Annotated in this window: 22 protein-coding genes; 7 read left to right on the forward strand and 15 right to left on the reverse strand. The window is 31.4% G+C overall.

Annotated elements, in window-relative coordinates; translation table 11 throughout:
• The first annotated feature begins 251 nt into the window (after window positions 1-251).
• Entirely contained in the window at window positions 252-491 is a 240-nt protein-coding gene (locus tag FEM21_RS04570; protein WP_035658349.1) for a hypothetical protein, read from the forward strand.
• Between the two features lie 77 nt (window positions 492-568).
• Here the strand turns inward: FEM21_RS04570 and FEM21_RS04575 are convergent, their stop codons facing one another.
• Window positions 569-2,764 (reverse strand): ATP-dependent DNA helicase RecQ, encoded by a 2,196-nt coding sequence (locus tag FEM21_RS04575; protein ID WP_035658351.1) that lies wholly within the window; start codon window positions 2,762-2,764, stop codon window positions 569-571.
• An 86-nt stretch (window positions 2,765-2,850) separates the two neighbouring features.
• On the opposite strand from FEM21_RS04575, the gene FEM21_RS04580 reads away from it, so the two are divergent.
• The 4 genes from FEM21_RS04580 (at window position 2,851) to FEM21_RS04595 (ending at window position 5,778) form a co-directional block, all read left to right on the forward strand.
• The gene (locus FEM21_RS04580; protein ID WP_035658353.1) at window positions 2,851-3,816 is read left to right on the forward strand and encodes a KpsF/GutQ family sugar-phosphate isomerase; all 966 of its coding nucleotides are present in this window, start codon (window positions 2,851-2,853) and stop codon (window positions 3,814-3,816) included.
• Window positions 3,816-4,658 (forward strand): twin-arginine translocase subunit TatC, encoded by an 843-nt coding sequence (gene tatC, locus FEM21_RS04585; RefSeq protein ID WP_035658356.1) that lies wholly within the window; start codon window positions 3,816-3,818, stop codon window positions 4,656-4,658. Before FEM21_RS04580 ends, tatC begins: the two co-directional genes overlap by 1 nt.
• Before the next feature lie 90 nt (window positions 4,659-4,748).
• The gene (gene lptB / locus FEM21_RS04590) at window positions 4,749-5,489 is read left to right on the forward strand and encodes an LPS export ABC transporter ATP-binding protein (protein WP_035658358.1); all 741 of its coding nucleotides are present in this window, start codon (window positions 4,749-4,751) and stop codon (window positions 5,487-5,489) included.
• A gap of 52 nt (window positions 5,490-5,541) precedes the next feature.
• Window positions 5,542-5,778 carry a DUF5808 domain-containing protein gene (locus FEM21_RS04595; RefSeq protein WP_035658360.1) on the forward strand — a complete coding sequence of 79 codons (237 nt, stop codon included), beginning with the start codon at window positions 5,542-5,544 and terminating at the stop codon, window positions 5,776-5,778.
• Here the strand turns inward: FEM21_RS04595 and FEM21_RS04600 are convergent, their stop codons facing one another.
• Window positions 5,779-6,642 carry a glycoside hydrolase family 25 protein gene (locus FEM21_RS04600; RefSeq protein ID WP_035658363.1) on the reverse strand — a complete coding sequence of 288 codons (864 nt, stop codon included), beginning with the start codon at window positions 6,640-6,642 and terminating at the stop codon, window positions 5,779-5,781.
• The gene (locus FEM21_RS04605) at window positions 6,626-7,348 is read right to left on the reverse strand and encodes a CDP-alcohol phosphatidyltransferase family protein (RefSeq protein ID WP_035658365.1); all 723 of its coding nucleotides are present in this window, start codon (window positions 7,346-7,348) and stop codon (window positions 6,626-6,628) included. Before FEM21_RS04605 ends, FEM21_RS04600 begins: the two co-directional genes overlap by 17 nt.
• A gap of 171 nt (window positions 7,349-7,519) precedes the next feature.
• On the opposite strand from FEM21_RS04605, the gene FEM21_RS04610 reads away from it, so the two are divergent.
• Window positions 7,520-8,662 carry a lipoprotein N-acyltransferase Lnb domain-containing protein gene (locus FEM21_RS04610; protein WP_035658367.1) on the forward strand — a complete coding sequence of 381 codons (1,143 nt, stop codon included), beginning with the start codon at window positions 7,520-7,522 and terminating at the stop codon, window positions 8,660-8,662.
• Window positions 8,663-8,667: 5 nt separating this feature from the next.
• Here the strand turns inward: FEM21_RS04610 and FEM21_RS04615 are convergent, their stop codons facing one another.
• The 5 genes from FEM21_RS04615 to FEM21_RS04635 form a co-directional block, all read right to left on the reverse strand.
• The gene (locus tag FEM21_RS04615; protein WP_035658369.1) at window positions 8,668-10,062 is read right to left on the reverse strand and encodes an exopolysaccharide biosynthesis polyprenyl glycosylphosphotransferase; all 1,395 of its coding nucleotides are present in this window, start codon (window positions 10,060-10,062) and stop codon (window positions 8,668-8,670) included.
• A 138-nt stretch (window positions 10,063-10,200) separates the two neighbouring features.
• Window positions 10,201-11,544 carry an O-antigen ligase family protein gene (locus FEM21_RS04620; protein ID WP_035658372.1) on the reverse strand — a complete coding sequence of 448 codons (1,344 nt, stop codon included), beginning with the start codon at window positions 11,542-11,544 and terminating at the stop codon, window positions 10,201-10,203.
• Window positions 11,537-12,619 (reverse strand): glycosyltransferase, encoded by a 1,083-nt coding sequence (locus FEM21_RS04625; protein ID WP_035658375.1) that lies wholly within the window; start codon window positions 12,617-12,619, stop codon window positions 11,537-11,539. Before FEM21_RS04625 ends, FEM21_RS04620 begins: the two co-directional genes overlap by 8 nt.
• On the reverse strand, window positions 12,616-13,734 hold the full coding sequence (locus FEM21_RS04630) for a glycosyltransferase (RefSeq protein ID WP_035658377.1): 1,119 nt from the start codon (window positions 13,732-13,734) through the stop codon (window positions 12,616-12,618). Before FEM21_RS04630 ends, FEM21_RS04625 begins: the two co-directional genes overlap by 4 nt.
• Window positions 13,735-13,833: 99 nt before the next feature.
• Window positions 13,834-14,037: a hypothetical protein gene (locus FEM21_RS04635; RefSeq protein ID WP_035658379.1), complete on the reverse strand. Its 204-nt coding sequence runs from the start codon at window positions 14,035-14,037 to the stop codon at window positions 13,834-13,836.
• 645 nt (window positions 14,038-14,682) lie between these two features.
• Here FEM21_RS04635 and FEM21_RS04640 point away from each other — a divergent pair.
• On the forward strand, window positions 14,683-15,432 hold the full coding sequence (locus FEM21_RS04640; protein ID WP_035658381.1) for a hypothetical protein: 750 nt from the start codon (window positions 14,683-14,685) through the stop codon (window positions 15,430-15,432).
• Window positions 15,433-15,675: 243 nt separating this feature from the next.
• Here the strand turns inward: FEM21_RS04640 and FEM21_RS04645 are convergent, their stop codons facing one another.
• The 7 genes from FEM21_RS04645 to FEM21_RS04675 all read right to left on the reverse strand — a co-directional run bounded on the left by FEM21_RS04645 (window position 15,676) and on the right by FEM21_RS04675 (window position 23,357).
• On the reverse strand, window positions 15,676-16,665 hold the full coding sequence (locus FEM21_RS04645; RefSeq protein ID WP_035658383.1) for a glycosyltransferase: 990 nt from the start codon (window positions 16,663-16,665) through the stop codon (window positions 15,676-15,678).
• A 3-nt stretch (window positions 16,666-16,668) separates the two neighbouring features.
• A complete protein-coding gene (locus tag FEM21_RS04650; protein WP_035658386.1) occupies window positions 16,669-17,667 on the reverse strand; it encodes a glycosyltransferase family 2 protein in 999 nt (332 codons plus the stop codon).
• The gene (locus FEM21_RS04655) at window positions 17,664-18,884 is read right to left on the reverse strand and encodes a hypothetical protein (RefSeq protein WP_035658389.1); all 1,221 of its coding nucleotides are present in this window, start codon (window positions 18,882-18,884) and stop codon (window positions 17,664-17,666) included. The genes FEM21_RS04650 and FEM21_RS04655 overlap by 4 nt, the downstream gene beginning before the upstream one ends.
• A gap of 77 nt (window positions 18,885-18,961) precedes the next feature.
• Window positions 18,962-19,693, reverse strand: coding sequence for a glycosyltransferase family 2 protein (locus FEM21_RS04660; RefSeq protein ID WP_035658391.1), 732 nt, complete (start codon window positions 19,691-19,693; stop codon window positions 18,962-18,964).
• A gap of 39 nt (window positions 19,694-19,732) precedes the next feature.
• Window positions 19,733-21,271, reverse strand: coding sequence for a glycosyltransferase family 2 protein (locus FEM21_RS04665; RefSeq protein WP_035658394.1), 1,539 nt, complete (start codon window positions 21,269-21,271; stop codon window positions 19,733-19,735).
• Window positions 21,272-21,274: 3 nt separating this feature from the next.
• The gene (locus FEM21_RS04670; protein WP_035658400.1) at window positions 21,275-22,420 is read right to left on the reverse strand and encodes a glycosyltransferase family 4 protein; all 1,146 of its coding nucleotides are present in this window, start codon (window positions 22,418-22,420) and stop codon (window positions 21,275-21,277) included.
• 61 nt (window positions 22,421-22,481) lie between these two features.
• Complete coding sequence (locus FEM21_RS04675) at window positions 22,482-23,357, reverse strand: hypothetical protein (RefSeq protein WP_035658417.1); 876 nt, start codon at window positions 23,355-23,357, stop codon at window positions 22,482-22,484.
• Window positions 23,358-23,518 lie beyond the last annotated feature (161 nt).

Genomic DNA, 23,518 nt, shown 5'->3' on the forward strand with positions numbered 1-23,518 from the left:
TCTATTAGCTTTTCTTTCTATGAAAAGAACATGCAAAAGTACTATTTTGAAATGAGATTTTATCTTTACTAAAAAATTTGCACGCAGATTAAGACAGATCTAAACAGATTTCCATCACAAAGCTTGCCGTAAAAACACACCGCAGTGTTTCTTTACAGAAAAAAACTCTGCACCTTAGTTTCTCAGAAACTTAGCCCCATTAAGAAAGACTTTGTACCTTTGTTTTTATTAGAAACTTTGTACCTATAAAAATGTCTAGAAAAATAAAATTGATTTGGGATTTTCGTGGTCCGGCTTCGGCAAAAACAGCCGAGCATCACGAAATTCACCTAAAAGAATATATCGCTATTGAAAAATTACCATTAAACATCACCGGATTTGAAATTCAGGGCGAAATGCAGGCTATCGCTTTTATGGTAGTAACTGACGAACACATGATTCAGGTAAGAGATGCTTTGAAACCACATCGTGGCGTACTTTATACTGAGTAAATTTCAATAAAAAAATTCCAAATTCCAATTACGTAAAATAATATGGAATTTGGAATTTAAAATATTGAGATTTAACTTTAGTTTGCTACTTCGCTAATAAATTTAATACGCATCAAGCGCAATTCATCGATATCATAATCGCCTTCAAATTCTTTTAAAGCTTCTTCTATTTTATCGGTTTTTGATTCCATAAAATAATCATGAATTTCTTCCTGTTGATCTTCGTCAAGCATATCGTCAATCCAATATTTGATATTCAGCTTAGTACCTGAATAAACAATTTGCTCCATCTCTTTTATCAAAGCGTCCATTGTTAATCCTTTTGCCTTAGCAATATCCTCAAGAGATAACTTTCTATCAATGTTTTGAATGATATACAATTTATTAGCCGAATTTGTTCCGGTAGATTTCACCACCAAATCATCTGGTCTGATAATATCATTATCCTCAACATACCTATTGATTAATGCGATAAATTCAGCTCCATATTTCTTAGCTTTTCCTTCACCTACTCCATGAATATTAATCAATTCTGCTTGCGAAATTGGATATTTCAACGCCATATCTTCAAGAGAAGGCTCCTGAAAAACCACAAACGGAGGAACACCTAATTTTTTAGCTACTTTTTTACGTAAATCACGTAGCATTTCCATCAAAGCTTCATCAGCAGTAACAGATGATTTTGCAGCAGTTACAATTGCCTCATCATCGGCATCACTATATTCATGATCTTCAGACATCATAAACGAAGTTGGATTAGCAATAAAATCTAATCCTTTTTGAGTAATTTTTACAATTCCGTAAGTCTCAATATCTTTTGACAAAAAACCTTCTACCAAAACTTGTCTTAACAATGCCATCCAGTATTTTTCGTCATGGGCTACTCCACAACCAAAGAAAGATTGCGAATCAGTTCTATGCGCTTTTATTACCGCATTGACACGACCTATTAAAGTAAAAACGATTTCTTTGGACTTATATAAATGTTTGGTATCACGAACTACTTCCAGTAATTTGACAACCTCATCTTTGGCTTCGACTTTGGTTTTTGGATTTCGAACATTATCATCCATATCAGCTCCTTCCCCAGTTTCGCTATCGAATTCTTCACCAAAATAATGCAGTAAAAATTTACGTCTGGACATCGAAGTTTCTGCATAAGCCACCACTTCCTGCAACAAAGCAAAACCAATTTCCTGTTCAGCCACCGGTTTGCCCGACATGAATTTTTCTAATTTCTCTACATCTTTATAGGAGTAATAAGCTAAACAATGTCCTTCGCCTCCATCACGACCAGCACGACCTGTTTCCTGATAATAACTTTCTAACGATTTAGGAATATCATGATGAATTACAAAACGAACATCCGGTTTGTCTATTCCCATACCAAAAGCAATCGTCGCAACAACCACTTCTACATCTTCCATCAGGAACATATCCTGATGTTTGGCTCGGGTTTTAGCATCTAAACCTGCGTGATAAGGAACAGCGCTGATTCCGTTTACCTGTAAAACTTCGGCAACAGCCTCCACCTTTTTTCGGCTTAAACAGTAAATTACACCTGATTTTCCTTTATGTTGCTTAATAAATCGAATAATATCTGATTCTACGTTTTTAGTTTTTGTACGTACTTCGTAATACAAATTAGGTCTGTTGAACGAAGCTTTAAAAGTTACAGCATTCGACATTTCTAAATTTTTAAGAATGTCTTCCTGTACTTTTGGCGTTGCTGTAGCAGTAAGTCCTATAACAGGAACATTACCCAGCTGTTTTATAATGTTTTTTAGATTTCTATATTCCGGTCTAAAATCATGTCCCCATTCAGAGATACAATGCGCTTCATCGATAGCAACAAATGAAATAGTAACACTTTTTAAGAAATTGATATTCTCTTCTTTCGTTAACGATTCGGGAGCAACATACAATAACTTCGTTAATCCTGAAGTAATGTCTTTTTTTACCTGAGCCGTTTCTGTTTTGGTTAGTGAAGAATTTAAAACATGGGCAATACCATTTTCTGAAGACAAACTCCTTATAGCATCAACCTGATTTTTCATTAAAGCAATTAATGGCGAAACTACTACTGCAGTTCCTTCCTGAATTAAAGCAGGTAGTTGATAACACAATGATTTCCCTCCACCTGTAGGCATTATCACAAATGTATTTTGCTTATTCATTAAGCTTGTAATCACCTGCTCTTGTAATCCCTTAAATTGACTAAAGCCAAAATATTTCTTTAATTCTTTATGGATATCAATTTCGTTTGAATTCATTCTTTATTATCTGGTATTTTGTATAAATTTGCATTACATAAAGATACACATTTCTTTTATACACACAAATTTTAAACCTATCTGTTTTGGTATCCAAAGAAAATATATTGGCAATTGCCAAGAAAACCATATTATCTGAAAGTGAGGCAATTGTAAAATTAATTGATTATCTGGATGACAACTTTTCAAAAGCCGTAGAAATTATCTTTCAATCCAAAGGCCGATTAGTAGTTACCGGAATTGGAAAAAGCGCAATTATTGGACAAAAAATGGTTGCTACTTTCAATTCTACTGGGACACCGTCTATGTTTCTTCATGCTGCCGAGGCTATTCATGGCGATTTAGGAATGATTCAAAAAGACGATGTAATCATTTGTATTTCAAAAAGTGGAAACAGCCCTGAAATTAAAGCGCTTGTTCCTTTATTAAAAAGAGATGGAAATCCATTAATTGGAATCAGCGGAAACAGCAGTTCGTTCTTAGCTCAGGGTTCTGATTGTGTTTTAAATACCACAGTAGATGCCGAAGCCTGCCCAATCAATCTAGCTCCTACAAACAGCACTACTGCGCAGTTAGTAATGGGCGATGCACTTGCTATTTGTTTAATGGAAATGCGTGATTTTAAAGCCGAAGATTTTGCTAAATACCATCCCGGAGGCGCTTTAGGCAAAAAACTTTTACTGCGAGTAAAAGATATGATTGAGCACAGCCAAAAACCAACAGTAAGTCCTGACACTCCAATTAAAAAAGTTATTTTCGAAATATCTGAAAAAAGACTGGGTGTAACAGCCGTAATAGAAAACAATGAAGTGGTTGGAATTATTACCGATGGAGATATACGTAGAATGTTAAACGACAGAGATACTTTTACTGATTTGTCTGCCAAAGATATCATGACTAAAAATCCAAAATCAGTGCAATCTGAAATGATGGCAATTGATGCATTACAAATATTAGAAAATCATTCTATTACACAACTTATAGTCATTGACAACAACGAATACAAAGGTGTTCTACACCTACATGATATATTAAAAGAAGGAATCCTATAATGGCAAAAAAAAACATAAACGAAATGTCGTTTCTAGATCATCTTGAAGATTTAAGATGGTTATTAGTTCGAAGCAGCATAGCAGTTGTTATAACAGCAATATTAACTTATTTTATTAGTGATTATTTATTTGACGTAGTAATTTTTGGTCCTACCCGGCCAACTTTTTTTACCTACGTTTATTTCTGCGAATTATCACACAGCCTTGGTTTTGCCGATAGTATCTGTATTACCGAAATGCCTTTTATTATCCAAAATACCGAAATGGAAGGACAGGTAAATGTATTTATCTGGATATGTTTACTCTTTGGTTTTATTCTGAGTTTCCCTTATATTTTATGGGAAGTTTGGAAATTTATTAGCCCTGCGCTTTATACAAACGAAAAAAAGAATGCTAAAGTTTTCATCTTTTTCTCTTCGCTATTATTCTTTTTAGGAGTTATTTTTGGCTACTTTGTAGTTGTACCCATGTCAGTTAACTTCGTGGCAACTTTTACAGTTAGTGACATGGTTCTTAACCAATTCACCTTAGATTCTTATATCGGAATGGTAAAAACTTCTGTACTTGCCAGTGGATTATTTTTCGAATTACCGATAATCATTTATTTCTTAACAAAACTTGGACTTGTAACAGCTAACTTTTTAAGAACTTACCGTAAATACGCCATTGTAATTGTATTAATCGTAGCTGCAATTGTAACTCCACCAGATGTTGTGAGCCAGACTATTGTTGCCATTCCGATGTTATTAATTTATGAAGCCAGTATTTTTATTGCTGTTTTTGTAGCTAAAAAAGAAGTAGCAGCAGAAAAAGAAACAACAAAGAAAATCGAAAAAGAATAATTAATTGTTAATCTCACTATTTGTTTATTTGGTAATTCGTTAATTTGTTTAATAATCCAATCAACAAATATTCAAATAACTGAACACCTGATGATTTTAAGAGCCGATAATTTAATTAAAACCTACAAAGGAAGAAGTGTTGTAAAAGGCATTTCGGTAGAAGTAAATCAAGGAGAAATTGTTGGTTTATTAGGTCCAAACGGAGCCGGAAAAACAACTTCTTTCTACATGATCGTTGGATTAGTAAAACCAAATTCAGGAACTATTTATCTTGACGATACTGACATTACTCATTTCCCAATGTACAAAAGAGCACAACAAGGTATCGGTTATTTGGCTCAGGAAGCTTCGGTATTTAGAAAATTGAGTATTGAAGATAACATTTTGAGTGTTTTGCAATTGACCAAACTTTCGAAAGAAGCTCAAATTGCAAAAATGGAAAGTTTGATTGCCGAATTTAGTTTGGAACACATTCGAACCAACCGAGGAGATTTGCTTTCAGGAGGAGAACGTCGTAGAACTGAAATTGCACGTTGTTTAGCTACTGATCCGAAATTTATTTTGCTTGACGAACCTTTTGCAGGAGTTGACCCGGTAGCTGTTGAGGACATCCAAAGAATTGTGGCTCAGCTAAAAAACAAAAACATCGGAATCCTTATTACAGACCACAACGTTCAGGAAACTTTAGCCATTACTGATAAAACTTATTTAATGTTTGAAGGTGGAATTCTTAAAGCCGGAAAACCTGAAGAATTAGTAGAAGACGAAATGGTACGTAGAGTTTATTTAGGACAAAATTTCGAATTAAGAAAAAAGAAATTAGAATTTTAGGAAAAAAATTACGTTATTTGGGTAAATCATTTTTAAACTAACACTTATAAAAATGGAAGATCCAAATAACCCAAGCAAAGAAACCTTAGATAGATGGTCTAAAGATCCTAAAAATTGGATTTATGGAATATTCTATTACAACCCAAAAGACAAACGCATTTTCCCTCCTAAAAAAGAGGCCTGGATGGGATTTACAACTAATTTCGCCAACCCAAAATCGGTGCTTACTTTAATTGGAATCTTATTATTCCTTGCTTTGTTTTCAATAATAATTCAAAAGATAAAATAATTATTCTTTGGTAATAAATTGTAATTGCTGTAAATCGCCATTAAAGATATTGACATCCACATTTCCTTTTATTCCTGAAACAGAAGCTTTTTCGGTAAATTGCCAAAAGAGCCAATCTTCTTTCATTTTTTCACGATAAAAATTATAATTGGCTATCCAAAAAAGATAATCTGAAAATTCTTCTTTTAAAAAATCATCATAATAACGCTCTCCGGTATAAATTATCGGTTTCACCTGATAATGCTCTTCAACTTTGGTTAACCAGCGTCTCAGCCCAATTTTTAAACGCTCAACAGATTGGTTTTCGGGTAATCTTTCAATATCCAAAACAGGAGGCAAATCACCTTGCTCTAAACGAACGGTTTTTATAAAAAGTTCCGCTTGTTCTATCGAATTCTCATTAGGACGATAATAATGATAAGCACCACGAATGATTTTATTCTCTTTGGCATTACGCCAATTTTCCTTAAATCGCTTATCCAATCGGTCGTTTCCCACCGTAGCACGAATAAAAACAAATGACAATTGGTAATCACCATCCAGCGTTTCTACCTCATCCCACTCCACTTCACCCTGATATTCAGAAACATCAATTCCTATGGCTTTCGATTCATTTTTTTCTAAAACCTGAAAATTCCGTACATCCGAAAGGCGTTTTTCACGAGCTTCTTTATCTAAAAGTTTATCGGTTTTGAAGCTAAAATAATAAGCCAATCCGTCTCTGTAATGATACGTAATTCCAAAGAACAGCAAAATAAAAAAAACTAAAATTGCATTCTTGATTAGCTTTTTTCGAAAAGTTGAAGCTTTCTTTTTTGGCTTTCGATATGTAGTTGTCTTGCGTCGATTATTTTGTTTTGCCATCTAACGAAAACCTATTATTAATAACCGACAACAATACATAACTGATAATTACCAATGGCACTCCGGCGTATTGAAAAAATACTAATAACAAAACTGAAAGCGTTAAAAAAACGATTTGAAGTACATTATCTTTCAATGTAAACTTCTTTATTTTTAAAGAGAATAAAGGAATTTCGGCATTTAAAATATAAGCACTAAAACCCGTAATCAATAACAAAACCGACTGACTGGTTAAGATTTCGAAAACCACTATAGAATCAGAATATTGTATTACTAAAGGTAAACTTAGCATGAATAAAGAGTTGGCCGGAGTGGGTAAACCAATAAAAGATTCAGATTGTCGTGTATCAATATTGAAGAATGCCAAACGATAACAAGAACCCAAAGTGATAATAAATCCTAAAAAAGGAAAATACAGATGACTTGAAATTTCCTGTTGACTATTCGCTAATAGAAAATACATCACATAACCCGGAACTACGCCACTAGTCACCATATCTGCCAATGAATCCAGCTGCAACCCTAATTCGCCCGTAACTTTGAATAATCGGGCAAAAAAACCATCAAAAAAGTCAAAGAAAATCCCTAAAAACACAAAGAAAAAGGCCGTTTCAAAATCTTTATTACTCACAAAAACTAGGGCAATACAACCACAAAAAAGATTCAGTAACGTAATGCTGTTTGGGATATGTTTCTTAATATTCATTTTTTGATTTTCTTTTAGAATGGCTTCGCAAATTTAATATAATAACTGAATGTGTCCGCTTTTCCTGAAGACCAATTTTCAACAGATTGTTTTATTAATTATAATTTAAAAGAAAGAAATTAGCTCATGAAAAAATGATACTTTTGAAAAAAAATTGCAAAGACATCAATTATGACATCTATTTTCCTTTCGAAAAAAACAATATTTCTTGTATTCTTTCTTAGTTTTTTCGGTTCTTTTTGGGCACAAAATATTCAGTTATCGAAAGATGCTACAGTAAGCGTAATTACCTGTGGTGTTGGGAATGAGTCTTATTCACTTTTTGGTCATACTGCCATCCGAATTAAAGACAGTACTAATTTTGTTGATGCCGTTTATAATTATGGAGCATTCGATTTTAGTACTCCTAATTTTGTTGCCAAATTTGCTAAAGGCGATTTGCAATACTTTGCAGTTGTACATCCTTATACTGATTTTATTAGCCAATACACCTATGAAAATCGTTCTGTTGATGAACAAGAACTGAACATTCCTCTTGAATTAAAACAACAGCTTTTCGAAAATTTAAATACTTCACTAGCATCTGGAGATAGTCATTATACCTATAAATTTATTGACAGAAACTGTACTACAATGATAGTTGACATTATCAATAAAACTTTAGGAAGTACTGTTATCACAAAGAAAATTGACACTGATTTAAGCTATAGAAGTATTTTATTCCCTTATTTTGACAATCATTTCTACGAAAAATTAGGAACGAGTATCATCTTTGGAACAAAAGTAGATGCTCTGGCAAATAAAATTTTTCTTCCATCAGAATTGCAAAAAAACCTAAGCTTAACGCAATATAAGAATCAGCCATTAGCTCCAAAAAATACTACTATCCTTCATTTTGAACCCATACAAGCTAACTCCTGGTGGAATACTATTTATTCTTATTTGATTGTGATTGCTGTATTAGTAGCATGGAATAAAAAAAGCTTACATATTGCTTATTTTTCTTTGTTTGGAATATTAGGATTGTTTTTTATTTTCATGGGATTTTATTCTAATCATTTAGAATTAGCTAACAATTACAATGTACTTTTATTTAATCCTACATTGTTAATTCTATGTTTTTTCTATGCTAAAAACAATAAAAACTGGATCTATAAATTAGCTGTATTCAATCTTTTTACTCTTCTAATTTATTTGGTTATTTTAGTCAACAAAGCACATTTATTCATCGTGCTTCCTTTGCTATTAACATCAGCATATTTTTTAATTCAATTGACATTAAAAAGTAAAAAAACGATTCCGAAAATAATTTAAAAAACTTATTGTCCCCTATAAAATAAAATGGTTGTTATAGTTTTTAATGTGATATTAAAATCCAGATAAAAGCTTCGGTGTTTGATATAATACAAGTCGTATTGTAATTTTATCAGACTTTCTTCAATAGATTCTCCGTAGCTGTAATTTACCTGTGCCCAGCCAGTAAGTCCTGGTTTTATAACGTGTCTGGTTTCATAAAAAGGCATTCTTTCGGCAATTTCTTTTACAAAAAAAGGTCTTTCCGGACGCGGGCCTATTACGGCCATTTCTCCTTTTAAAATATTGACAAACTGAGGAAACTCATCCATTCTCGTTTTTCTCATGAATTTTCCAAAAGCCGTAATTCTATTATCCTGAGCAGTTGCAAACTGAGCATTTTCTTTTTCGGCATTTGCAATCATTGTTCGAAATTTCAAAATATTAAATACCGCTCCGTCTTTACCAACGCGTTCCTGAGTATAGAATAAACTTCCTTTATTGGCGAAAGCATTTACTAAAAAGATAAAAGGAATTAAAACCAAAGTGATCAGTAAACCAATAATCGAAAGAACAATTTCTAACACTCTCACAATAGCCAAATACAACCTATTTTGATTATTACTACTGAAAGGAAAAAAAAGATAAAAATCCCGCTCTACATATTGCATTGGTATGCGTTGGGTTTTAGCTTCATATACCTGTGAATATTCCCGAATAACTTTTCCTGACTCCAACAATTTTAATAATTGTTGGTATAATTCGGTAGTAATACTTTCGGTTTTTTGAGAAGCAACAACAATTTCAGTAATATACCTTTCTTTGACATAAGTCACTAAATCAGAAGAAACAACACGCTCAATATTAGCATAAAACAAATTCTCTACTGCTTTACTTTTAAAATCATTCACATAAGCTGTGATTTTATAATGAGGATCGATATTAGCTAAACCAGAAATAAGTTCGTCTAATTGTTCTTCTTCACAAATTAGTAAAACATTTTGATGAAAACGATTTGAAGCCAAAAACCGCACATAAAAAACCCTCCATAATACCAATGAAAAGAAAACTACCAATAAGAAAGTTAAAATCTGAAGCCGATTTGAAGGTAATTCTGGCGCATAAATTGGTGTCAAAAAATAAGCTAAAACTGTCGTAGTTACGGTAAGAATACAACTTCTGGAGACCTGAAATTCATTACTGGCAACCTGAAGATTATAAAGTTCGAAAATCGTTCCAATAACTTTTAAATAAAGTACCAGAACCGTCAGATAAACAATATTAGAGACCGAAGCTTTTAAATAATCTAACTCAAAAAAGCAGCCCACTACATACAATGTTGTAACAATACTGAGAACATCTACTAAATGTAGCATCATTTTTCTCTCAGAAATCTCAAAATGGATTTTGCTTTTGGACATGCTGCTTTTTTTGGCAATATAGCTCTTATCCCGAAAAAAGACAACCCGAATGAATTTAAAAAAAGATTTTTTTATAGAATTTCACAAACTACCCAGAGGCTCTGGACACGCTTTCAACAGGTTTAAATTCATATAAGTTTAAGCTGATTCCTCTTTGTGAATTGGTTTGACTCTTATATTTAATAGTGTTAACGCATATACAAAAGCCGGAGCAGCTGTTCGCATAGCCGCATGATTAATTGTCAATAACCAAAAGGCATAAAAAGATAAAAGATATACATTTTGATAATTATAAAAAAACAAAATAAGAGGCGTAATAATTAAAATTAGCAGAATACAAATACCAAACATTCCGTGTTCCGCTAGCAGCCTTGTAATTTCATTATGCGATGCTACTTCCTGGCCCAGCATTTGTTCCCTGTAAGATTTCCCCATACCGATACCAACTCCTAACACAGGATTTTCTGTAAAAAGTTCTAATTCTGTTCCCATTATTATTTCACGTCCTCCTAAACGATCTTGTTTAACTTGTCCAGCTGCGTTTTGATTAGCGTATCTTTTAGTAATCAATCCTCTGGTTTGGATAACAGAATATCCCCAAATACTCATACCAAGAATACCACTTAGAACAATAATCCATTTTAATTTTCTCTTTCCTGAATTATTAGTTAACAGATAAGCTGTAATAAGCACTAATATAATCATTGCAAAACCTGTAATTACACCACCACGAGAAAAAGTTACAATAGCTCTATAACTGGTTAGTACTAAAAGAAAACCATTTAGTATCATTATTACTTTTGATTTCGACATCAAAACCAGCTGGCTAAAAAACACAAACATTCCTAATCCTAAAATAGTAGATACCTGGTTAGGCCCAAAACCTCCTGAAGTTGCAAAGCTTGATTGCGTACCAGTTATCACTTCACGAACACTTGGACTATAGAGAACCAAATATGTTAAAGTAGCAATGATAGGTAAGCCTAAAAGAACAACCATATTTTGCATTTGAGTATAAATCACAACTCTTTTATAACAATACAAAGCACACAAACCTAAACACACTGGTCCTGAAATATTAAATACAATCGCTTTTTTAATTTCTAAATTAAGATCCTGTGTAGTCATTGTAATAAAAACAGCCGGTAATAATAACATAAGAAATAACCAATACACTATATTCGCTTTCGAAAAACCGCTTAAAACAAAGCCTAACAACATCAACAATGAAACCATCACCTTAATGTATTCATTATTCAAATTTCCTCCTGTCATCCTCAAAAAAACCTCAGCTCCCACTAAATATGCTGAAACATAAAGCACCTCATTATTTCTATTATCATTACTAACAACATAATAAAATCCAAAAACAGCAATTAATACAGCATAAACCTTAGACAAAAAAGGAATGTAAAAAAGAATTAGCGCTATACCCACATGTAGTAGCGCCAGATTTACATAATTGATTTCCGATTTATTCATTTATAATATAATTATACTTTGTAATGATCACTTTTATAATTTCAACATAAGAGTATTGCTTTAAAACATCTGCTTTTAAATTCATTCCTACTTTTTTTTGTAACTCATCATTAAAAGCTAATTTTAAAAAATGTTCTTTTAATACTTCTGAATCTTCAGGATTGAATAGTAATCCATTATATCCATCCTTAATCATCGAAGAACAGAATCCAACATCCGTACTAATTGTTGCTAAGCCAGCATTACCATATTCTAGCAGGGAAACAGGAAAACCTTCATATTTTGAAGCCAAAACTCCAATACTCGCCTGAGATAATACAAATGAAATATCCTCTATTGAATCATAAAAGAATACACTTTCTTCCAAATCGTTTTCATCTATAAAAGACTTTAATTGGTAAAAATAATCATCTTTATAAATTTTACCTACAAAATGTAAAGACCATGAAAAATCATTCAATTTAGTATTATTAAAAGCTTTAAGTATTGTAATATGATTTTTAGGATTCTTTAAATTAGCTAAACAAATAATTCTTTTATTTATCTCACCCTTTAGATATGTTTTATTAACAATACTATTACTCTCTATTGTAAAATTAGGTATAAAAAATACTTTTGCAGCTTTTAAATTTTTAAGAATCCATGTTTGTAATTCCAGATTTACAGCGAAACAAGCTGAAAAGAAAAAAGAAGCTAAAAATAGTGTGTAATGTTTTTTTTTAGTTTCATGAATTCTATTTCCATAATGATCATGCCAAATTATTTTCAAACCCGGTAAAGTTAATTTGACCAATACAGCTAAAAAGAAAGAAGAACTATGAGCCTGAATAATTTGAACTTTATGCTTACGGACGTATTTTCTAAGTTTAAAAACAGCCTTAAAATCTACCAGCTTTTTTTTATTTAAAAACAGATAATCTACTTTTTCAACTAACTGCTCTTTTAATAGTCCTTCTTTTCGAGTAGCTATCAATCCTGAAAATTCAAGTTGGTTAGCAAGTACATTAGCATAATTCACCGCCATACGTTCGGCTCCACCTGCTTCCAGAGAATCTATTAGTTGTACAATTCTCATTGCAATAATTTTTGAATTTCACTTTCAAAATATTCTAAAGTATAGTTTTGAGACCAGTTTGATGCCGCCACGCTTTTCTTTTCAAAATTAACTGAGTTCTCAATTAACTCATTAATTGTTATAGTATCTTTATCTATATCCATCTGTAATAAAAGGCCACGATTGCCAAAATCTAACATATAAGGTACGCAGGAAACTTTGGTAGCCACAGGAACGCATCCCCAAAACATGCCTTCGGCAATGGCTTTTGGCCAGCCTTCGCTCTTAGATGGCAGCATAACAAAATGACCTTGCTGATAGGCTTTTTTTACCACTTCCTGATTTTTATTTCCATGCAAAACAACATTATCTTTTAGATTATTTGTTTCGATATATTTTTCTAAAGTCACTTTAAGGACTCCATCTCCATACAAATCCAAAGATACATTTTTATTTAGTTGAAGTAATTTTTCAACAAATTGGATAGCATACATTGGATTTTTTCCTTCGACTAAACCCCCTACAAAAACGAACTTTATTTTGACACTAGAATTTATTGTTTTTTGGATATTAATTTTATCTGCTTCCGAATACGTTGCAGTAAAAAAATGTCTGATGTTTTTAGACTGATTTTCCCAATTGCCATAGACTAAAACCTGCATATTACGGGTTAAGAAGGTGTTATTCAAAATGTATTTTTGTAATTTGTATGTCCAAGGCTGATTGCTTTTTGGATCCCAATTGCCTGCATATTTTGCTGTCTTTGTTTTGGAAGGAAAAAATATCTGAATGATACATCCTAGCAATCCCATATTTCCAGGACAACGTAAATGGATATGATCTGCTTGTTTCATTGCCCAAGCTATTTTACAAAACAATAGTGGTAATTTAAACAATGACAGTAAACTATCATTTAAGCCTGTAAAACTAAAATTAGGAACTTTTTTAAAATTAATTTTATGATGCCGGTAAGCTAAATCAATGGGGGATTTTGTCGATTTTGATACAGGAGCTACAATGGTTACTTCATCATTATATTTCAACCAAATATTCATTTCCCGAACATAAGGAGCATAGCCAAAATATTGATCTTGTTCTACAAAATGAGGTACATGTGTAACAATTATAAATTTCATTAACTTGATTTATTCGCTTTTTTTAGCCTAACAAATATAGTTATAAAATAGATATGAGTCCCGATAGCTATCGGGATGGGTTATAAGTTATGGCATACTCTATTTTCTTTCGAATTTATCTAATAAAGTAGTTACTTCATTGAGATCAAATGCATAGTATTCACAGTATTCTTTGATTGTTACTTTTTGATGCTCCAGCTTATTTAGAGCTTTTTTAATACGTTGGATTTCTTTTCGCGCATAACTATTACTTTTATTAGTAAGCGCCATAATATCACTGGGATAAATTACAATTCTTATCATAACAAATATTTTAATTATTCAACAATCGACTACTTTACTTACAAATGTAAAATTATTTTTTGAATAATTATAAATATTTTCCTAAAAATGGTTTAGTCTATTTGAAAACTAATTCTTTTTAACAACTCATAATCAACCTAATATCTTTACCATATTCAATTCTAATTCAGAATTTAATTTCTTTTTAGGGCTTGTTTAAAATTCATCCAAATTAACTTCCCCAACACCTAAAGAGTGTAATTTTGATGAATTTTCAAGAATCTTTTCCAACTTTATAGAGAGCGGGGTAAAGAAATTTTTCTTTTTAAAACAAGCTCTTAGTCTCTGGTTGTTTGTCTTTTTTATGCTGTTTGTTATAAGATATGCTTTATTACGGTTATGTATGGAGTATCTATGGAGTATCTATGGGATATCTTCTCCCCTAATTATTGATGCAAAAGCTATGTTTTCAGTACTAATTATACAAAATCACACTTAATCACATTTTTATTATTATCAATACTCAAGAGTATTAACTGCTTCTTTTCGTTTTTTTAAACCAAAAGAATTAAATGTTTGCTATTTCGCGCCAACAGCACCAATACTTTGATTATCAAAAAACTCTGTTCTACTTTCGGTACTTATTAATTCTAAAAACATTTTATTATGGGTAAACTAAGCAGTTTTATCAAGTTAGAAGGTACTCTGGATGGCTTAACTTTCTACAAATCTCAAGGAGGTTACATGGTAAGAACCAAAGGAGGTGTTAGTAAAAAAAGGATTATGACTGATCCAGCTTTTGTCAGAACAAGAGAAAACCTTATGGAATTTAGCTCTAATGCCAAATCAGGTAAGTTGTTACGGGATTCTATTGGGATTTTGCTAAACCGGGCTAAAGATTCAAAATTGTCAAGCCGAATGCTACAATTACTGAATAAGATTAAGGACTTAGACAGTACCTCAAGGCGAGGAAAACGGCAGGTAGTTAATGGATTGAATACTCCGGAAGGAAAAGCACTTTTAAAAGGTTTTGATTTTAATGTTAAAGCCTCTCTCGCTGCTGTATTGCATGCGCCGTATACGCTAGATACTGCAACAGGGGTTATTAACATTGCTAATTTTGTTCCTGACCAACAGCTTCTTTTTCCTGAGGGTGCTACGCATGTGAGTTTGCGCTGTGGTGTGGTTCATCTGGATTTTGAAACGGGACTTTTTGCAAACAGCTATAGTCCTGAAAACATTATTGCACTTGACAATACAGCCATTAGTGTTACATTGACTCCTACTACTGTACCGACAGGCAGTGGTTTTCAGCTTTATTTGCTATTGGTTGAATTTTACCAGGAAGTTAATGGAATCCAGTATCCATTGCGTAGTGGACACTACAATGTCCTTAACCTGATAGACATTGTTTAATTATTGTTTTTATTTTTTGAAAATCCCGCTGTAGAGCGGGATTTTTTATTTTAATTTTGAAAATCTTTTTATTCTTGCACTAAGAACATGTTTAAATTTTTCTTTCCCTCTCCCTAAAAGGTAGAAAATTTCTTAAGCATTCATCAAAATATTTTCTGTTGTTAAAAAAGAGTTATCCGTAAAATCAATACTTTTTTCAAATAGCCCCCTCAATTGTCATGATGCAACAGACTAACATTTATTTTAGTTTTTGTCTTCAATTAATTTTTGAACAACAACTCTTGGAGCCAAATATTTCTCAAAATATTTTCTACTATTAAACTCTAGTTTAAATTTTAGATTCCTATCCATAATTAATTCCTCAGTAGCTAATTTAATCTTATTAGCACTATCAGCATAAATTAAATGTTTGCCATTAATTAAATCATTTGGCAATGTATTAATATGAGAAGTCGAAATAATAGCTTTACCTAAAGCTAAATATTCAGCTAATTTCCAACCGTGACAATTTAAAACAGCTGGTGTATTAAAAACAAAAGCTGAATTTTTTATTTTCTTAATATAAAGTTTAAGATGTATCTTCTTTGAATATACATACTTTTCAAATCCTAAGTTATCACCATCCGTCCTTGCTGCAAAGCCTCCTTCAAAATTAATATTCAAATTACTTTTACAGCATTCAATAAATAGTGCTCGATTTTTATTTGTTACCTCTTCTTTTTTCCAAATACTACTTATAAAAAAAACTCCGTTTTCAGAAGAAATGGATGGAGTGTAACAGTCTATCCTAAATCTTTTATACTGCCGCCAATAATTTGCAATAAATTCTTTTTTATTTGAGATTGTATTTTTAAATCTAAAAAAATTTAAAATTAAATAATACAAAGTATAAAAGAGATCCCAAATTTTTATTCCAAAACTTGGCCCAATAGCTATAATTTTATTTTCATTAGTTACAAATAATTTTTCTTTATTGTAATTTATTTTTCCATAAATATCACACCACTCCAGCCAATTAGTATCAATTTCATTTGAATCTCTAGAATCTATAATTATATTTTTCAATTCATTATTATCTTCGATAATAACAGCAAAAGTACCTTGATTGAAATTAGGAAATTTAGAAATATTAAATTCAAAATTACCATAGACTGCTTTTAATCCTAAAATATAATACCCATCATAAAAAACGTTACAAAGTCCATAGATGTATACTTTTGTTTTTGTATTCATAACTTATACTTTTTTAGGTTTATCAAAAACCAAACTCCACCAACCTACAAATCGACCTAGTGCCTCAGTAAAAGCTTCTTTTCTATTTTTAGTTGTTAAGACATTGGAAAATCGGATAGCTGTTAACAGTATCGTTATCGCATGCCATTTTAATTTGTCTATAAATACAGGATTCGGATTTTTCACTCTCCATACATACCAGCCATTTCGAACTACCATTTTACCATAATGGTATTGATTAGGTCTTCCTGAACTTTCGTGAAAATGACTTATTTTTGCTCTTGTATTTAAATATAGTTTTCCTGTTTTTGCAAGTCTTAATGTAAAATCAGCATCTTCATATAAGCCATAACCTTCAAAATAAGTCGAAAATGAAAAATTTTCGAAAACTGATTTCTTAAAAGACGAAACCCCTCCCATTAGTTGTTCTACTTCATATATTTTTCCACTTGGAGGAAGGAAACCAACACTTCTTCCGTGAGAATACGCTGAGGAATATCCAGGAGGACAATTACTATCTAAGCCTAATTTTTTCCGTAACACAAAACGGCTTCCGTCTTTACGTTTCCATCCATCAAAATAGAATTCATTACTATTTGGAATATAATTAGGTTCTACTTTTCCCCATTTCACTTCATTATAGATATAACCTCCTACTCCCAGAGCGTCAGGAAAAATTTTATATGTACTTAATAAATTCTTAAAATAATCCGATTCCAATACCGTGTCATCATCTAAAAAACAAACTACTTCTGAAGATTCGACAACTTTTGAAATTCCAAAATTTCTTTGTCTTGTCAATCCGCGATGATTACTATCAACCAAAAAGTATTTTAGACTTTGAAACTGATTTTGATTTAAAACCTTTTCCGTTTCCTTATTAGTTGAACCATCTATAATCAAAATCTCATCAGGATATAATGATTGTTTTTGAACCGATTGTAATAATTGTAACAATGATTCCGGACGCATGTAGGTGCAAACGATTAAAGAGAATTTCATTTCTTACTATGTATTTGTTTCTTATTTAGTCTATTCCTCAAAAAATCTGTGTTCAAATAAAGAAAACAAAAAAGTAGCGAAAGTGAATAAATCGTATTAAATCTTAAACCAGTGTAAATATAAACTGCCATTATTGATTGCCCCATAAAAATAGCCAGAACTACTAAATAAATTCGATCATTAATCGTATTAAAATCTATTTTTCTTTTTCGACAAAATCTAACAATCATTTGGATAAAAACAAACAGGTAAATAATTCTAAAACCAATAGATAATGTTTCTAAAACTCCCGGCTTTGGACTTTCTGGAAAAGGATTAAAATTTGATTTTAGTTTTTTTAAAGCAATTTTCATTATTTCAGCAGCACCAATTCCATTTATAAATTTTTTAGTTCCTATAGTGTATAAATGACTCAAATCTAAAACACTATTTTGAGACCTTTCTATTAATTTAGGGTCAACATATTTCAAATTTAAACCTTCATCAGCTAAATCTCCTTTGGAGTTAGTAAATTCAGCAGCTACTTTTTCATTCCATCCCTTAGCTAATGTAGTACCTTGTGAAGCCGTTAAATAAAATCCCTTCCTAAAAGTAATTGCATTACGGCAAGGCCATGATAACAAAATAAACAAAAATAATAAGCAATGAAAAATCACTTTATTTCTATTAAAATTAAAATTGTAAATGAAATAAATTAATCCTAACGAACCCACAAAAAAAGCTGAAACAGGATGACATAAAACAATAAGTGCTAACAAAAAAGGGATCGCAATATGACACCTTTTTGCATTGTTTGTTGAAATAAAAAAAATAGTCAATATTAAAATCAATATAGCCGTTAAACTTTCTGATAAAAATGCTATCGAATATTTAAGATACTGAGGTTCAATAAAAAGTAAACAAAAGGGAAGCAGACAAAGAAAATTAACAGCTGTATCTTTTTTAAATTTAAGCAAAATATACCCCAAAAGAAATGCTTCTAAAATTGATTTAATAATAATTATGGCTAGAGGGCTTGTTGTAATTCTTAAAAATAGAGATAGTATGAAAGGCCAAAACGGTGGACGCCAAGTGGCAGATTCAGAAACAATTGCTGAATTTGTATCTGAATATACATTAAAGTCAGCAATATTTTTTCCAATTACTAAATAGTGTGATGCATCTGATCCGGCACCATAAGCAACTTCATTAGAGTAATTGTGATTTAAATTTGACAAATACAAATAATAAAACTTGACTAAAATTAGTCCTAATACGATCAAAAAATAAATACACTTATTGGTTACTATTTTATTCACTTAACAAATAAATTATATTTCATTATACAATACAAAGCTCTAAAACCATCTTTCCAACCAATTTTTTTTCCTTCTTCAAATGTTCGACCATAGTAACTAATCCCCACTTCATAAATTCTTATACCCGGAATTCTAGCTATTTTTGCCGTAACTTCTGGCTCAAAACCAAATCTTTTTTCTTTTAAATCCAATGGTTGAATAATATCTGATTTAAACATTTTATAACAAGTTTCCATATCAGTCAAATTGAGATTAGTCAACATATTACTTAAAAACGTTAAAATTTTATTTCCTATACTATGCCAAAAAAACAAAATGCGATGTGCATTCCCTCCCATAAATCGACTTCCATACACCACATCAGCATGACTATCAATAATTGGTTTTAAAAGTAAATTATATTCATTAGGATCATATTCTAAATCGGCATCTTGAATTACGATTACATCACCTGTTGCATTTTTAATTCCCGTGTGTAAAGCCGCTCCTTTTCCTTTATTAACCTGATGTTCCAAATACAAAATATTTAGATTCTTATTTTCACAAATATACTTCTTGATTTGTAACGAAGTATCATCACTACTACAATCATTAATAATAATGATCTCTTTTTCGATACCATTTAGCAATTCAACCGTTTTAATTTTATTTAAAATCTTATGAATAGTTCTGCCTTCATTAAAAGCTGGAATTACAATAGATAGTTTTTTTATAATAATAGTATTCATCTAGTTTTAAAGATAATTTTGTTTAATAGAACTAACTTTTTATGCTTTTTCATTCAATTTATTAGCCCAGAACACACTTTGTTTCCATTGCTTTTTAAAATAACTTAAATACTTCAATGGATTTTTAATATTTTGTTTACTGTAATATTTAAAAAACAAGGTGGTTTTATAACCTAATCGCTGTTCCTGAGTTTGATGCAATAACTGATATAACATCACAGTAGGTGAAGGCTTAGGCTGAACACTTTCATGGTGCCATTGTAGCACAGGTTTGGTTCTAAAACCTCCCATAAGTGCTTTAAGATGTCGAATCTGAGGCTCTGGAATATATAAAACATCAATACCCTGATTGCGTAATTGCATTCCAAAGTCGCTGTCTTCACCATAGCCAAATTCATACCTCATATTGAATTTACATTCTTTTAGAATTTTTCGTTTCAAAAAACTACAACCAGACCCAAAACTCCCCCATTGAAAAATATTTTTATATTTAGGCTCTTCTTCTTTTTGAGTACAACAAATAGAAACTGCTTCAGCTCCCATTCTATTTATCACTTCCAATACTTTACAATTAAAATCTTTTTCAATTCTAATATCATCATCCGCCAAAAATACCCATTCGCTTGTTACTTCTGCCAATGCCAAATTTCTGGCATTACAAGCACCTGGCTGCTGTGTAAAAATTGCTTTTATTTCGAATGGCCAAGATTCTGTTGTAAGATAATCCAATTCAGATGTACTTCCAAAAATTGGATTCTGTTCTACAATAATCACTTTTTCAGGCAACTGTGTTTGAGATCGTAAATCGCACAATACATCATACAAATATTGCTTACGCCCTATAGTAGGTATAATCACATCTATAGTTCCTTTATCTACTACCGCTTTCGAAGAAGAAATTGATTGCGAATTGAATTCTATAACTGCTTTTCTCCTTTTAAAAAACAAGGCATAGAAAAAAGGAAAAACCATCCATTTACGTTCGTATATCGCCAAATTTAAACCCAATAAAAATACCCATACGGTTTTATAATGCTGTTTTACAAATTTAAAAAGGCCAAACATATTAGTTTTAGGAGATGCCCAATGAACTGTACCCAATAGTAACTGAGGTTCTGAATAACAAATTAACCCTAATGGCATTGCCAGTTTAGCAATAGAATTCAAATAGTAGTCAAAATCTGTATCTAATGGTATTTGCTCTTTTAAGGCTATAATTACCGAAGCATGAATTACTCCTACCGCACTACTCATTTGCCAGGTAGGATAGGTCACTTTTTTATTGACTGAAATACAAAGCGATTCTTCTACATATCCTATCTTTTTCCCTAAAAAAGAAGATACATCAGGATTAAACGAAAGCATTAATTGATTATGGTGAAAAATGGCTTCAAATTTTGAAAAATTCAAATTTTGTTTTAAATCTATATGACACCATACTATTTTTTCAGTTGGAAACTGTTTCGCAATAGTACACATCCCTTTTGCAAGGCTCCACTGAGAACCAAAATCAATTCTTTGATTTCTATCTTTTAGTACTTCTTTAATTTTAGCTTCGGAATGATAGATTACAATCACAATTTACTTCTGTATTCGTTTATAAAAATCCAAACTCTGTTTTGCTACCATGGCTATAGAAAATTTGTTTATCACTTTTTGTCGTGCTGCTTTTCCCATTTCTTCTCTTAAACTTTCATCAGCAAGTAACTTCAAAATTGCAGCTGCATATTCTTTATGCTCTTTTGGATTAACCAAAAAACCATTCACTGTATCATCAATCACATCAGTTGCCCAACCAATATTAGAAGCCACAATTGCTTTTTGCATTGCCATTGCCTCAATCCAGGAAACAGGTAAGGCTTCGGCAAAAGAAGGGAATACACAAACTATTGCTTCGTTAATGTATTTCTGAATTTCGTGATAAGGAACACTTCCTAAATAGTTTACATTCAATAAAGCTTGTTCAGTAAACAAAGATTTCATCATTTTCCAAGTAGATTTTGAACCAGAAACAATGTCAGGTACATCTTTGCCCACTAAAATTAATTTGGCATTTGGATTCTTTTCAATAACCTCATTAAAAATCAAAGGCAATTCTAAAAGCCCTTTTTTTCGAATCAGACTTCCGAAATATAAAATTGTATTATTTACTTCTGCTATTTCTATATTTCTTTCAAAAGAAGTCACATCAATTGAGTTCGGAATAATTGTAAAATCTTTTTTCAGACCAAAGACTTCATTGGTTTTGTCTGCCGTAAACTGACTTACCGACAATAACGCATCTGCTTTTTGCAACGCTCTCTTTTCATGAAACTTATTTTTCCACTTTACAGATCTCTGATCTAAGTCGCAAAAATAAGTATCTGATCCATTTAGTCTTATTATAACCGGACAATCTTTTGGCTGAATAAAAGAGGTAATTCCTGTCCAGTCCGGAGCTTCCACCAAATCTATTTTTTTTTCATTATATAGTTGGTTAATCAGTCTTTCTATTTTTTTACGAGTCAAATACCAGGAAATTCCTTTGAATTTTATATTTTGAATTTGCTGAATAATAACTCCATCATCATCAAAAACAGCCTCTTCTTTTTGTGCATAAACCAAAATTCTAATTTCACAACCTTGCTGCAAAAGGCCTTTTGCTAAATTCTTTATACTGGTACCAATACCTCCTGAATTTCCTGTTCTTGGATGAGGATATTCCGGAGTTAGAAAAGCTATTTTCATAAAATTGTGAATTGTGAATTGTGAATTGTGAATTAAATATCCACAATCTAAATTCGGTACTTTAAAAAAAATCTTTTAGAATTCTAGCAGTAAAAAATTTAGCTCCTTCATCATTCATGTGACCACAAGACGAAAAATAGTTATTCTCCACTACGGCATTCTCGTAATTATGGATTTCAGGATAGGCTTTTTTTACTTTATCAAAATAATTCATGCCAACGACATTTTCACACATCGGAGTCATTACGGCAATAAAATTAATATTATTGGCTTTGCAAATTGCTTTAATTTCTTCGTAATATTTATTATGAACTAAAGGATTCAGATTGACAATATTGTTTTTCATATTACCCTTTTTATGTTTTAATAATGGATAATATCCCTGGTTATCCAATAAACTTGTTTTTTTATGAATCAGAGTAAAAAATGTCTCTCTAAAACCAATCTTACTGTCATACTTTATATACCTGTAAAACGGAATATAATATAACTCTTTAAAATCTTCCTGAGATTCGAAATGCTTTTTTACAACATCTGAATTATGAATATACGGTAAAAACTTAGCCGAAATTCCTTCGGCCTGATGATCGTTGGCAAGGTTTAAATCGGCTTCAAGAATGAGATTTTTAATTTCATATTTTCTTTCTATCATTAATTTGAGCATTAATGAAGCTTCAAATAAATGTCCACCACTCATACCGTAATTAAATGCTTTTAATCCTTTCTCTTCAAACATTGGTGTAACAAAATGATTATTGGCGCGAGATGATCCTAAAATCACTACATCATATTTTTGAGCTTTAGAATTAAAAACCGTTTCTATCTTTCCGCGATTTTTAGATTGTAAAAAAACATAAGTATATAGTACGTCTAGTACGACTGCTAATAGCAAGAATATAATTATTGTTTTTATAGTGAATAGTAGAAATTGTTTCATTATTAATTTAATTACTTTATTACGCTCTAATTTATCGAGATAAAAAAACCACAAGCTCCTTTTTGTCATCCTATGTTTGCACAAGGAAAGTTCTTTAAATAATATGTAAATTTATTTTCAACAGAAGAAAGAGAAAGATAAAAGCTAAGACTTGTCATTGG

The sequence above is a fragment of the Flavobacterium seoulense genome (genome assembly GCF_000695795.1).
GTDB lineage: Bacteria > Bacteroidota > Bacteroidia > Flavobacteriales > Flavobacteriaceae > Flavobacterium > Flavobacterium seoulense.